Annotated in this window: 12 protein-coding genes and 3 tRNA genes; 4 read left to right on the forward strand and 11 right to left on the reverse strand. The window is 41.6% G+C overall.

All coding sequences use genetic code 11. The features are described 5' to 3' along the window. Positions 1 to 20 precede the first annotated feature (20 nt). The 3 genes from DWY37_RS07615 to DWY37_RS07625 form a co-directional block, all read right to left on the reverse strand. Positions 21 to 1,274 carry a sugar ABC transporter substrate-binding protein gene (locus tag DWY37_RS07615; protein ID WP_118057070.1) on the reverse strand — a complete coding sequence of 418 codons (1,254 nt, stop codon included), beginning with the start codon at positions 1,272 to 1,274 and terminating at the stop codon, positions 21 to 23. A 66-nt stretch (positions 1,275 to 1,340) separates the two neighbouring features. Beyond that, positions 1,341 to 2,300, reverse strand: a complete 960-nt coding sequence (locus DWY37_RS07620) for an ABC transporter permease (protein WP_242988749.1) — start codon at positions 2,298 to 2,300, stop codon at positions 1,341 to 1,343. A 12-nt stretch (positions 2,301 to 2,312) separates the two neighbouring features. After that, complete coding sequence (locus tag DWY37_RS07625; RefSeq protein ID WP_118057069.1) at positions 2,313 to 3,830, reverse strand: sugar ABC transporter ATP-binding protein; 1,518 nt, start codon at positions 3,828 to 3,830, stop codon at positions 2,313 to 2,315. A 193-nt stretch (positions 3,831 to 4,023) separates the two neighbouring features. Here DWY37_RS07625 and DWY37_RS07630 point away from each other — a divergent pair, with 193 nt between their 5' ends. Next, positions 4,024 to 5,073, forward strand: a complete 1,050-nt coding sequence (locus DWY37_RS07630; protein ID WP_118057068.1) for an AraC family transcriptional regulator — start codon at positions 4,024 to 4,026, stop codon at positions 5,071 to 5,073. Between the two features lie 67 nt (positions 5,074 to 5,140). Further along, positions 5,141 to 5,425: a GNAT family acetyltransferase gene (locus tag DWY37_RS07635; RefSeq protein WP_117841623.1), complete on the forward strand. Its 285-nt coding sequence runs from the start codon at positions 5,141 to 5,143 to the stop codon at positions 5,423 to 5,425. Between the two features lie 3 nt (positions 5,426 to 5,428). On the opposite strand, the gene DWY37_RS07640 is transcribed toward DWY37_RS07635, so the two are convergent. Continuing rightward, the gene (locus DWY37_RS07640; protein WP_117697689.1) at positions 5,429 to 5,611 is read right to left on the reverse strand and encodes a DUF6472 family protein; all 183 of its coding nucleotides are present in this window, start codon (positions 5,609 to 5,611) and stop codon (positions 5,429 to 5,431) included. A gap of 13 nt (positions 5,612 to 5,624) precedes the next feature. Beyond that, complete coding sequence (locus DWY37_RS07645) at positions 5,625 to 6,128, reverse strand: hypothetical protein (RefSeq protein ID WP_117841622.1); 504 nt, start codon at positions 6,126 to 6,128, stop codon at positions 5,625 to 5,627. A 714-nt stretch (positions 6,129 to 6,842) separates the two neighbouring features. Here DWY37_RS07645 and DWY37_RS07650 point away from each other — a divergent pair. Further along, positions 6,843 to 8,843 (forward strand): amylo-alpha-1,6-glucosidase, encoded by a 2,001-nt coding sequence (locus tag DWY37_RS07650; protein WP_242988748.1) that lies wholly within the window; start codon positions 6,843 to 6,845, stop codon positions 8,841 to 8,843. Between the two features lie 41 nt (positions 8,844 to 8,884). Here DWY37_RS07650 and DWY37_RS07655 read toward each other — a convergent pair whose 3' ends face one another. Both DWY37_RS07655 and DWY37_RS07660 read right to left on the reverse strand, forming a co-directional pair. Continuing rightward, entirely contained in the window at positions 8,885 to 9,085 is a 201-nt protein-coding gene (locus DWY37_RS07655; protein ID WP_118082982.1) for a hypothetical protein, read from the reverse strand. Next, complete coding sequence (locus tag DWY37_RS07660) at positions 9,058 to 10,845, reverse strand: aminopeptidase P family protein (protein WP_334294502.1); 1,788 nt, start codon at positions 10,843 to 10,845, stop codon at positions 9,058 to 9,060. Before DWY37_RS07660 ends, DWY37_RS07655 begins: the two co-directional genes overlap by 28 nt. A gap of 80 nt (positions 10,846 to 10,925) precedes the next feature. Here DWY37_RS07660 and DWY37_RS07665 point away from each other — a divergent pair, with 80 nt between their 5' ends. Continuing rightward, the gene (locus DWY37_RS07665; RefSeq protein WP_118057067.1) at positions 10,926 to 11,459 is read left to right on the forward strand and encodes a restriction endonuclease; all 534 of its coding nucleotides are present in this window, start codon (positions 10,926 to 10,928) and stop codon (positions 11,457 to 11,459) included. Between the two features lie 95 nt (positions 11,460 to 11,554). Here the strand turns inward: DWY37_RS07665 and DWY37_RS07670 are convergent, their stop codons facing one another. The 4 genes from DWY37_RS07670 to DWY37_RS07685 all read right to left on the reverse strand — a co-directional run bounded on the left by DWY37_RS07670 (position 11,555) and on the right by DWY37_RS07685 (position 13,274). Beyond that, entirely contained in the window at positions 11,555 to 12,787 is a 1,233-nt protein-coding gene (locus DWY37_RS07670) for a DUF4317 domain-containing protein (protein ID WP_117947129.1), read from the reverse strand. 229 nt (positions 12,788 to 13,016) lie between these two features. Then, a tRNA-Gly gene (locus DWY37_RS07675) sits at positions 13,017 to 13,089 on the reverse strand. A gap of 21 nt (positions 13,090 to 13,110) precedes the next feature. Continuing rightward, positions 13,111 to 13,181 (reverse strand) — tRNA-Gly (locus DWY37_RS07680). A 20-nt stretch (positions 13,182 to 13,201) separates the two neighbouring features. Beyond that, positions 13,202 to 13,274, reverse strand: a tRNA-Phe gene (locus DWY37_RS07685). Positions 13,275 to 13,277 lie beyond the last annotated feature (3 nt).

Below are 13,277 nucleotides of genomic sequence, written 5' to 3' on the forward strand. Positions count from 1 at the left end.
AAATTTTATTAATATGTTACTTATTTTGCTTCTTCCTGGATATCTTTAAATCCATAAGCACTTACAAATTTTTCAAATGATGCATAATCTGCTGTAAGAAGTCCATCTAACATACCTTTTGTATATGCAGGGCTGTCTACAGAGCTGTCTACTGCATAGCACTCAGAGAACTCTTCTGGTGAAGTTGCAACCCAGTAACCCTGGCTGAGAGCTAAAGCATTTCCATCTTCTGTACGGATCGGGCTTCCAAGTACTGCACGATAAGTTGCAATAAAGATAGGTCCGATACTTGCTGAGAACTTACCTGCAAGGTAATCAAGCATTCCACCATCCATTGCAGTACCATAGCTTTCTGCATAAGCATCTACGCTGGCAATCTTAACATCTGTGCCTTCAATTGCTGTTCCAAAGAAGTCAGAACCATTTCCAACAGCTAAGATAACCTCTAAGTCAGGAGTCTGTGCCATCTGAGCACATTTTCCAAACCATGCATCATCCATGTCATATCCACCTACATAACCAACGATATTTACATCACCAATTGCTCCGGTTTCAATCTGTCCATCTGCATAAATCTGTCCAATAATTCCAGCTTCATCTGTAGCACCTTTGTAATTAGCATCTGCTCCACCTGCATCTACCATAGCTGCAATCATACCTGCTGCACGATAAATATGCATATCTGTATAATATGGAATTGCTCCACCGAAGATAGCAAAGTTTTTCTTGCCCTGCTCCAGATAGTAATTTGCCATATCATAACCAGTCTGATATTCTACTTCAAGAGATGGCCCGATTGCACCTACATAATGCTCATATCCCTTATAAGTCTCATATTCTTCATCGGTTAAAGTTCCTGTTGCAACTGCATAATACACACCTGCCGCTTCACACTGCTCAATCTGTGCTGCACGGTCAAAGGATGAGAATGAAATAATTGCTTTACAATTATTTGTAATAAAAGTATCAATTGCTGATGTTTCCCCTGCTGCATCCTTTAATTCATCAGAATAAATAAGCTCAACATTGTACTGTTTCTGAATATACTCTGTATAGTATGTCCGGAATGCCAACGCCTCTGCACTTGTTGCATCTGATACAAGAATACCCATTTTAACGGTTTCACTCATATCAAGTTCTGGTGTCTCTTCTTTGCTGCCTGACTGTTCTGTACTTACTACTTCAGAACTGTCATTCTTCTTGTCGCTTCCGCATCCGGTAAAGCATCCTACTACCATGACCGTTGCCAGCAACATTGCTAGAATTTTTTTCATGTTTCTTTCCTCCTGTACATTACATGTTTATGTATAAAGTGACTATCACTTAATACCATATGGATATTATCTTGGTAACATCTTTCCTCTCTGGTCACTGGTTGCCAGGAATACTACCAATATAAATATTGCTGCTTTTACCATCTGTCCAATTCCGGAATTCAGATTAAACATCACCATAATCTGACTGAGCAATGTCATGGAAAAAGCTCCGATTACTGCTGCATAAATTTTACTTCTTGCGCCACCTGATACCGGCATACCACCAAATACAATCGCTATGATGACATCCATTCCTACACTGGATGCAGTATTTCTCGTTAAAGTCGGAGCATAGACAATGGAAAGACATGCGCCAAGTCCAACTCCTATTCCAGACATGATAAATGCTATAATCGACATTTTCTTTACAGAAATACCGCTTAATTTTGCACAAATTGGATTTCCGCCCTGGAATTTCTGCATTCTTCCTACTTTAGTAAAAGAGAATACCAGTAAACATACTAAGAAAAATGCAGCTAATACGAATATTTTAAACTGTGTTGTATTCAGCTTACTGACCGCCATCATTGGCACTCTTATTTCAGAACCTGTTCCATTCATCTTAATCAGAACCAGTACCAGTGCATTCAATACACTTAGCATTGCAATCGTTGTTACGAAAACAGGGAGGTTAAAAATAGATGCCAGTACTGAGTTAAATAGTCCTATAAAGACCGCCACTCCAAGGCAAGCTGCAAACATTATTACCAGGCTCTCTGTTTTGTTATAAACAATCCCTCCTACCAGTGCGCTTACTGCTACAGATGCTCCAAGACTGATATCAAAGGAACCAAGGGTATAAATAAAGATTGCACCTGTTGCTACTACTGCAACCACAACTGACTGGTTGATAATACTTTTCATTCCATATGCAACATTTATATTTTTAGATGTTCCAATGATAAAGAAAGCAACCAGCAATGCCACAAGACCAAATAAAGGGGCAAGGAGCATAACATTTTTTCTTAAATTCTTTGTTTTCATTTCATCCGCCTCCTATATCATGTACTGAATCGCATCTGCTTCTGAAAGCGATTCACTTCTTGGAAATTCATGCATAATCTTTCCATCCTTCATAATCATCAGACGGTCTGACATACCGATCAGTTCTGTTAATTCCTCTGAAATGATAACAATTGATTTTCCTTCTTTTTTCATTTGGTACATCAATTGATACATCGCCTGCTTCACACCAATATCAACGCCTCGCGTCGGGCAGTCCAGAATCAATACATCACTGCCTCGTCCAATCCATTTTCCAAATACAACCTTCTGTTTATTTCCACCGGATAATGCCGAAACATACTGATTTATTCCTGCACATTTAATGCTTAATGTTTCCACCTGTTTCTGAACATATTTCTTTTCATTCCACGGGAAAATCAGGAATCCACCAGTTGTAAACTGGTCCAGTCCGCCAACAGCAATATTATCTTTGATGCTGGCATTCAGGCATAGCGACTCAGTGTCTCTGTCTTTTGCCACATATCCAACCATATGCTTCATTGCATCGGCTTCGTTTTTCAATTTCTTTCCTTTGATTCTTATTTCACCAGACTCCGGTTTTTTATTTCCAAACATGACTTTGCCAAGTGTATGCATTCCACAGTGCGAAAGTCCGCCGATTCCAAGAATCTCTCCTTTATGCAATTGCAGATTAAAATCAATCAGTTTGCCAGTCAGATTTACATCTTTCATTTCTAAGACAACTTCATCTTCGCAGCTTCCATCATAATCACTTCGATAATAGTCGCCTTCCAGCTGCCTTCCAATCATACTTGATTTTATTTTGTCTTCATCAAATTCGCTCTTATCAAAAGTAACTATAATATTTCCATCACGAAGAACCGTCAATGCATCGCATTTTTCCATAATCTCTTCCAAATCATGGGAGATGAAAACCACCGCTTTGTTTTCTTTTTTCATCTGTTCCATAATATTGTAGATAATCTCTCTTCCCTTCTGTGACAATGCAGTTGTAGTCTCATCTACTACCAGCACTTCCGGATGCTTATTCATAATTCTTGCTATCTCAATCAGCTTACGTTCCTGCAAATCAAGGTTTGCTGTCATCTGTTCTGCTCGAATATGGCTGGCACCGATTGCATCTAAGGCTTCCTGTGCTTTCTGATTTAACAGCTTCCTTTTAACCGGTCCCCATTTATGCTTTTCGCCAAAACTCTTAAAAAATTTTGTCTCGCCAAGGAATATATTCTCTGCTACTGTAATTCCCGGCACTGTTCCAGTTTCCTGGACAATCATTCCAATTCCATGTTCCAACGAATACAGCATTGATTCCGGCTTCCATTCTTTGTCATGATATGTCATCGTACCGCTGTCTGCGTTCTGCATTCCTGCAATAATAGATGTAACTGTTGATTTACCAGAACCATTCTCTCCAATAAGTCCGAGAACTCTGCCTGAACAAACCTCTATTGAAACATCCTTTAATGCAACGGTAGAGCCAAATCTTTTATTCATATGTTCTACTTTTACTAAGATTTCCTGCTTCATCCATATGCCCCTTCTCTGTAATCATTGTTTTTGTGAAAATCACTTTTCTTTTGTTGTTAAATCTATTATAATCTATTCAAGTGGTTTTCCAATTGTTTGTAACAACCAATTCTATTTACTTTTTTTGATAGATATATCATTTTCTTTATGTTGTTATTGACTATTTTTGATATTTGAATTGGAGGATTCCATTATGGATCATGAAGCGTTAAGAACAGTAATATATAAATTGAATGAAGATGAGCAGTTTTACAAAAAATATTATTATGCCAAACAGCAGGAGTATTCCCTGCAGGAATTCTTAAGTACTATCAATATAGATGATGTACTGCGCCGGCATCTGCTGGTTCCGGAAATCAAAGAAACCATTCCTCCACGCTTTGAAGATAATTTCTTTTTTGATGCAGGAAACCACGTTTCTATTACTGTAACCAGACATAACCGTTACTCTCCGGCACTTACTCACGACCACACTTTCTTTGAACTCTTATATGTCTATGACGGAAGCTGTTCCCAGAAAATCAGTGACAGTCAGCTCACACTGCGCACCGGAGACCTTTGTATTATTCCACCCGGCATCAAACATTCCGTCAGTGTCTTCGATGACAACAGCGTTATCTTAAATATTTTGATTCGAAAAAGCACTTTACATAATATCTTTTTCAATTTTTTAAATTCACCAAACATCCTGTCCGCTTTCTTTTTAAATAATATCTATTCCGAAAACGGCAACGATTATATTGTATTTCACACCGGCAATGATAATGAAATACGTTCTGGCTTTCTCTGGATGTACTGGGAATCTCTGAACCGCTCCCTTTACTGGGATCAGATGATTTCCTACACACTGATGATAACTTTTGGTCTTTTAATCCGGAATTATGAAAAAAGTTCCGAGCTTCCTACTTTCAACCGTAAATCTGATGTGCAGCGTTTTGCCCTGCTTCAATTCATTCAGGAAAATTATGCAACGGTTACATTAGAGCAGGTTGCCGAAAAATTTCACTATACACCTGAACATGTTTCAAGACTTTTTAAAAGCACTACCGGGAAAACCTTTACCCAGCTGTTACAGCAGGTCCGGATTGAAAAAGCCCAGGTACTTCTTTCTGATACTAATCTTACGGTTGCAGATATTGCTTCCCAGGTGGGTTATGATACAACGGAACATTTTATAAGATTATTTAAGAAAAATCTGAAAATCACACCAACCGAATATAGAAAAAAAGGGATTATCATCTAATCCCTTTTCCTTGCCAGACAACTTTTTTCATGCTATTTTTAATAAAGAATCGAAAGCAGGTGCAATTATGATACAACGTAAAGATTTATTTTCCATTCCTTTTTATAACAAAACACAGTATACCGGAAGCCATCTGGGCATGCGCTACCGCATTGAGAAGCATGTAGAAGACGACTCCACCACACTGCTTGCCACCTGGTGGCCGGGTCCTTATTGCTTTACCGCCACGCCGGATGAGAAAAAAAAGACCAACACCTTCGAATATTCCGACGAAGGCATTGGTCAGGCTTGCGACTGGCTCAATCAGGTCTATGAAGAAAATGCAGACCTCTTTAAAACCGTTCCTATTTAAAATTTACATCTGATGACGCACAATCTTGTACTCATCATATAACTGATAATACGGGCAGGAATTGGTGTTGCCGGTAAGAAATCTTACCATATCATCTTCATCCAGATCCATATCACAGACATAATATTCGTAATCTTCATCATAAACAAAATTTACACAGGTATCACAATTTCCCTGCTCTGCCATAAAATCACCTCTCCTATCTGATGACTTTCTTTGCATTCCGGTTGCAGATCATATCCAGCATATTTTCATCCGGCTCAAAGATAATATCTCCAAGTCCGCTACCGTTCTTATAAATCACTTCATAGGTCTTCGCTCCCGACTGCTTGGAAGAACAATCCTTTACGCTCACCTGATTGTTATTATGATAATTATACAATTCATGTGCAGTTGACGGTGCAATCAGCACAACCTCTTCCATCTCAATCTTTGCAACATTTTTTCTCTTTCTCTTTGCCTTGATGCGTGCAAAGCTAAGTCTTCCTTCAATATAGGTATATTCCCATTCAATCTGTGATGCAATTTTAAGAAGATACCAGAAAACTGCAAAGATAATTGCAGGAACCAGTAAAATTCCTGGATACACAATAATGGAAACCAGTACACAGAAAATCGCCAATGCGATACAAAGATACCTTAAGATTACATTTACAACAGACACCTTCTTATCTACTAAAACTGTGTTTTCAAAAATACTCATACTTCAAACCTCTCAATTTTTCTTTTTGCAGCTGCTTCTCATGCAGATTCTTTTTCATTATATCTCTTTTTCTGCGATTAATCCAGTAGATTATATTTATTTAATAATTATGTTTTTTCCGTGTTTTTCAGTAGATTTTTTCGATTTATTTCGTTACAATAGAGGCAAACAGTCCGGGTGGAGGAAAGAACTATAAGACGAAAACATATTTCAATGTTATTTCAAGCTTCTGCTCCTTTTTATGGAGACAGAATGCGCAGCAGTTCTTAGCTGCCTTTGTTTTCTGATTGCAGGCTGTCTTTCCGTTGCTTTCACCGGATAGCGGTACTGTCCGTTGCATGCGGATGCGACAGAAAGCCTGCAAGGGGCACCAAGAATTTCAAAAAGGCTAATCGTTCATCTGGCAACCGGTGCAAATTCACATCCATGTTCAGATTGCACCTTGCTGGCACGTCCTGTGCCAGCATTGCCGGTTGCTAGATGAAATTCCAAGTGTCCCTATCAGCCTTTCTCATGCATCCGCATTGCAGCGAACCGTGCCGCTATACTGTGAAACATTGGAAAGACCGGCTGAATAACAAAAGAAAACAAAGCAGCTTAGTTCTGCAGCATTCTGTATCAAAAATAGCCGAAGCCTGAAATGACATTTACAATTGTTTTCCTGTTTTTTTCTCCCCCGCCACCCGGACAGATTACACGATAAAGGAGATCTCTATGAAAGCATATCATTTAAATAAAGATGCCCTCACCCCAATGTCGGTGGGTGTACAGAAGGAATGGGTTCTGACCAATGGAATCGGCGGCTATGCCGGCAGTTCTGTAACCGGTGCTCATGCAAGAAAGCACCATGGCTATCTGATTGCCAGCCTGCACCCGCCGGTAGAACGTTTCGTCATTCTCTCCAAAATCAACGAGTGTCTGATTCGTTCTTCCGAGAAAATAGATTTTACCGTAGAACAGTATCTTGCCGGTGATGGCAGCACTGCTTACCGTGAAGGTATTGAATACCTTAATTCCTTTACTTATGACGGGCTGGTACATTTTACCACCAAAGCTCCGGAATTTACCATGACAAAGACTCTCGCCTTTGAACACGGCAAGAATACTATTGCAGTTTCCTATGATATCCAGAATGATGGAGAGGCTGCTACACTGGTGCTGACTCCGCTCTTTAATTACCGGGTACACCATGATGCTTCTACCGTAGACACTTTAAAATTCGATACTACTTATGAGCAGCCGGAAATCAGACTGGTTCCGCAGCAGAATAAAGATGTCACCATCCGTCTTTTTACCGATGACGGAACCGTTGTTCCATGTGAAGAAAAATATACCACCGGAATGCAGTTACAAAAAGAACTGGATGTAGAATCCGATGCTTTAGATGATAACTACACGCCATACCAGATTGAATTTCCGCTGGACGCCGGATGCCGCAAGAAAATATCTATCGTCTGCACCATTGAAGATGCTTATGAAAAGGATGCTTTTGCCACTGCTGCCGCAGAAATGGCACGTTTTAATGCGTTAGAGAAAAAAGCTGGCTACCATGATGAACTGGCAGAGACTCTGACCATTGCCGCTGACCATTTTCTTGCATACCGGCAGTCTACCGGACTGATGACTGTTCTTGCCGGACTTCCTTGGTTTACCGACTGGGGCCGGGATACCATGATTGCCCTCACCGGCTTAACTCTGTCTACCGGGCGCTATCAGGATGCCAGAGACATCCTGACCACATTTGCCCGCTATGTCCACCATGGCATGGTACCAAATATGTTCCCGGATGAAGGAAGCGCCCCATTGTATAACACTGCGGATGCTTCCATGTGGTATTTCTATGCAGTTGGAAAATATCTCGATTATACCGGCACTCCGGAAGATTATGCTTTTGTGCAGGAAACCATTTATCCGAAATTAAAAGAAATTATTGCAGCTTATGAGCACGGAACAGATTTCTCCATCTATATGGAAGAAGATGGACTTATCCATGCCGGAAGCGGTCTCGACCAGGTAACCTGGATGGATGTCCGTGTGGGCGACTGGGTTGCTACACCACGGCACGGCAAGCCGGTAGAAATCAATGCGCTCTGGTATCATGCACTCTGCCTGATGGAGGAATGGGCAACGCGTTTTGGAGAAGACGGCTCCCACTATGCAGCTCTTGCTGCGCATGCAAAGGAATCTTTCACAAAAGAATTCTGGAATGAAAAAGATGGATGTCTCTATGATGTGGTAGACGGACTGGAAGGTGATGCCACCCTTCGTCCAAATCAGATTTATGCCGTTTCCCTGCCACACCGCATGTTAGATGCAGACAAAGAAAAGGAGATTGTAGATAAGGTTTACGAGAAACTATATGCTAAAACCGGTCTTCGTTCCTTAAGCCCTGATGATAAGGAATACCATCCGACCTATGAAGGCTGTCTTGATAAACGTGACCATGCTTACCATCAGGGTACTTCCTGGGGTTTCCTCTTAGGCGGTTTTCTGACTGCTTATGTGCATGTCTATGGAACTTCCAAAGAAGTCATCAAACAGGCCGATGCCATGTTAGATGCCACCAGAGAGCAGTTCTATCACGGCTGTATTGGTTCTATTGCAGAAATCTTTGACGGAGATGAACCGCACACCTCCCGCGGCTGCTATGCCCAGGCATGGAGTGTCGGAGAAATTCTCCGGGCTTATACCGAGGATATTCTTCCATATAAATAAACTATGGGAAATAAACTACGGGAAACACAGAGGGGCTTGATTTATGAAGCCTCTTTTTTCACTTTACAGGAAATTGCTTTCCTGTAAAGGAAAAAACGCTCCACGAGGATGCGCACTGCGGCGTATAAGGTAGATTTCGCAAGCGACCGCCGCAGGCGCGAGAATGTGCCAAGGCACATTCTTTGTTCTCCCTGTGCAATAAATACCCATATCTCTACGCCGGAATCTGCTCCTTCAGCCATGTTTTTTCTTCTTCGGAAAGGAAGTCTGCAATGGTATCATAGACATACTGCTGATAATTCCGAAGCAGTGCCTTTTCCCGGCTGTCTAATTCTTCCCAGTCAATAGCCTCCAGATCAAATGGCGCAACAGTCAATGTTTCAAATTCCATGAACTGTCCATATTCCGTTTTCTCCGCTTTCTTACAAAGCAGCAGGTTCTCAAGGCGGATGCCGTATTTTCCTTCCAGATACAGTCCCGGTTCATCCGAAGTAATCATACCTTCTTCCATGACAATTCCGGTGCCATACCGTTCCCGGTAACGGAATGCATTCGGTCCTTCATGTACATTTAACAAATAGCCAACGCCATGGCCTGTTCCGTGGTTATAATCAAGCCCCATGTGCCACAACGGTTCCCTTGCCAGATAGTCAAGATTGACTCCCGTACAGCCATATTTAAATTTTGCATCCGAAAGATTCAGATTTCCTCGTAATACGGCAGTATAATGCTTCTTCTCCTCTGAGCTTAATGCTCCAAGGGCAATGGTTCTTGTCACATCCGTTGTGCCATCCAGATACTGTCCGCCAGTATCCAGCAGCAGAAAGCTTTTGTTATCCAGTGGAATATTGCTCTTCTCATCCGGCTCATAATGCACAATAGCTCCATGGGCACCATATGCAGCAATTGGTGCAAAACTCTGTCCCAGATAACCTTCTCCCTGCCTCCGGAATTCTTCTAATTTATCACATACCGCAAGCTCCGTTATCTGCCGCTTATCTTCCACATGCTTTAACCAGTAGATAAGTTTTGTTAAAGCAATGCCATCCTTCTTATGTGCCAGCCGCTCATGCTCCATTTCGGTGGCATTTTTCACTGCCTTCATAAGCTCAATCGGGCTGTTCTTCTTTACCTTATGTGCCTCTTTTGGAATGGCATCATACAGTGCATAATTTGTCATACTCTCGTCTATAAGAATGCTTTTGTCTGCCGGAATTTTCTTTACGTCCGTATAAATCTGTTCATATCCGTAAATAACGATTTTTTCAGTTGAAAGGCTTTCCTTTAAGTCAGCCGGCACACTCATTTCATTTACATACCAGCGGATTTCATCCGGTGCAATCAGCACATAAGATAATGCCACCGGATTGTATGCAATATCATTTCCACGGATATTAAAAAGCCATGCGATTTCATCCAAAGACGGAATTAAAAAGTAATCCGCCTTGCAATCCACCATTGCTTTTCGTACCCCCGCCACCTTATCTTTCCGGCTCTCACCTGCATATTCCACGCCAAGCTCCCAGATTGGATCACAGGATAATGCCGGACGATCCGCCCAGATTTCGCCTACGACATCACGGTCTGGAGCAAATGTAATCTTTTTCTCCCGCAATTTTTCTTTTAAACTCTTTGCCATGCCGGTACTTACGGTTCTTCCATCAAACCCCAATACGGTGCCATCTTCCATTTTTTCTGCCAGAAAAGTGCCAATATCCACTACCCCCGGCTGTCCACTCCGGAATAATGTAATGCCGGTGCCGGCAAGCTGTTCTTCTGCCTGGATAAAATATCTTCCGTCTGTCCAGAGTCCTGCCATATCTTCAGTAATTACCAGCGTTCCTGCCGAACCGTTAAATCCGGAAATATATTCACGGCATTTAAAATATTCTCCTACATATTCTGATGCATGGAAATCATCGGAAACAATGAGATATGCCGCCATGCCGTATTCTTTCATCTTCTGTCTTAATTCCATCAATTCTTCTTTCAAATCTATCACCTCTATGTTATGCTATAATGAATGCAAGCGGGTCAATTACAGTATAGCATCCGTTATTATGAACGGAAAGGAATTCTTTTATGTTTCGCCTGATTGGAAAAATACTTTTCTTTTTCATAAGATTTATTATACATCTTCCGTTCGCCGTATTCCATGGACTGCGGCATTTCTTTTTTGGTGTCAATTTTGACAAAATGAATGGCTACGAATTTGAAGAATATGCTGCCGGATATTTAAAACGCAACGGATATTCAAAGGTTACTGTCACCAAAGCTTCCAGAGATTTTGGTGTGGATTTAATTGCAAAAAAACACCGGACTACCTATGCAGTCCAGTGTAAATTATATCAGGGCAAAGTAGGAAACAGTGCCGTACAGGAAGCCGTTGCTGGCAAATCCTATTATGATTGTGATGAAGCGATCGTCATTACCAACAGCGTTTTCTATCCCGGTGCCATTGCCCTTGCCGAAGCCAATGATGTCATTCTCATTGACGGCACCCAGTTAAACCATCGCAGCTTCCGCTGGGGCAGATTCTTCCAGCTTCTCCTATTTCTTCTGCTGTGTGGATTGCTGATTTTTTGCATCCTATCTCCGGAATCTGCACTAATCTGACATTCAAAAGAAGGATTTCATCATAATGATTTTATATACAAATACCATCCTTACCGGCTCAATCTACCAGCCGGTAAAGATGGTATTCTTATTTATTATACAGTTGTATTTACTCCGTTTACATTGGCATGTTCGTCTTCTGCCATTGGAATTACCAGACATTTCTGTCCGTTGATAACCTCGGACTTAATCTGTGAAACTTTTTCCGGTTTTACACGAAGCACAACATCATAGGTCTTAACTACTTCGTCAGCTTCTTCCTCTATCTGTTTCTCTTTTAACTGCTGCTGCAGCACTTCAACCTGGGCTACCAGCTCCTTTTCCTTCTGAATCTGCTCATTGGCAGCCAGTGCTTTGCTGTCTACTACATTTTCTGCCAGTGGTGCTTCTTCTGCAAATTCCTCTGCGCAGGTCTTTCCAATCTTTTCTGCCTTTTCCGGTGCAACGCCGCTTTCTTCCATAACATTGGTCAAAAGCTCCGGTGTCAGAATTACCGGGTCTTCTTCCAGTTCTGCTTTCTCTTCTACCAGATCATTTAAGTTCTGCTGAATCTCCATCAGCACTTCACCGCTCTTTTCCACATCATCGCCATATGCCTGTTTGACGATAGAATGGAAGGTCATCTTCTGCTCCGTTGCGGTGCGTCTTGCGCCACAGCCTAATCCCAACTCCATAAATTCCGCATGCGGTGCCTTGGTATCCTTAGTATAGAACATCAGGGAATGAATATCTGTACTGCGGTCGGTAAATGCCGGGAATAAGAAACCGCTGTCCGGTACGCTTACCACCCAGTCACGGATTCTTGGTCCGATACGGTTTTCATCTTCTCTGTAACCCAATCCCGGTTTGGATAACTGTACCGGACAGATTGCACATAGAAGGTATTCAAACACTTCTTCTGATTCATCCAGCGCATTATTATCCGTGGTCTTGGTCATGACATCATAAGCATCATGGAACAGCAAAATCAGATAGTTGCCTGCATAGTCATAGCTTTCAATGACCATATCATAAAAACGTTCCAGTAACTCAGGATTTTTTAATTTACTTTCCCTTAAACCTAAAAGAAACTGTTGTCTTCCTCCTGCTGCTTCTTCATCCAGTGGAAAATTCAATTCCAAAAGATTATTTCCAATAGTTCCTGATAAGGTTTTCCTGGCAATCTCCAAATATTTATAAAACTCTTCATCTTCCAGATTTAAAAATGTCTCACTTAAATCAACTACCTTATTCTTACCGGCATCTACATAACAGCCACACAATCTGGTAAAGGTACAATTTTCTTTTGTAAAACGTCTCTTTAACTCTGCCACACCTTTTTTATCCATACTATGAATCTACTCCTTTACTACCTTTCTTTTATTTCTTATGTTCCCAAATCAGACTTTTATAGAACATCGAATGTGCCTTGGCACATTCCCGCGCCTGCGGCGGTCGCTTGCGACATCTACCTTATACGCCGCAGTGCGCATCCTCGCGGAGCGTTTTTGACTTTACAGGAAAGCAATTTCCTGTAAAGTCAAAAAAAAGCAAGATAAATTTCTTGCTTTTTGAAAGAGCGATAGACGGGGCTCGAACCCGCGGTCTCGACCTTGGCAAGGTCGCGCGTTACCAACTACGCCACTATCGCATATGCAATTGTATTCTGCAAAGCGGGTGATGGGAATCGAACCCACGTATCCAGCTTGGAAGGCTGGTGTTCTACCATTGAACTACACCCGCAGTTCATTGCCTTTCGGCAATGCCCAGTTCCGGAATCGAACCAGAGACACGAGGATTTTCAGTCCTCTGCTCTACCAACTGAGCTAACTGGGCTTG

Origin of the sequence: Roseburia sp. AF25-13LB, assembly GCF_003478915.1 — a bacterium.
Taxonomy (GTDB): Bacteria; Bacillota; Clostridia; order Lachnospirales; family Lachnospiraceae; genus Roseburia_C; species Roseburia_C amylophila.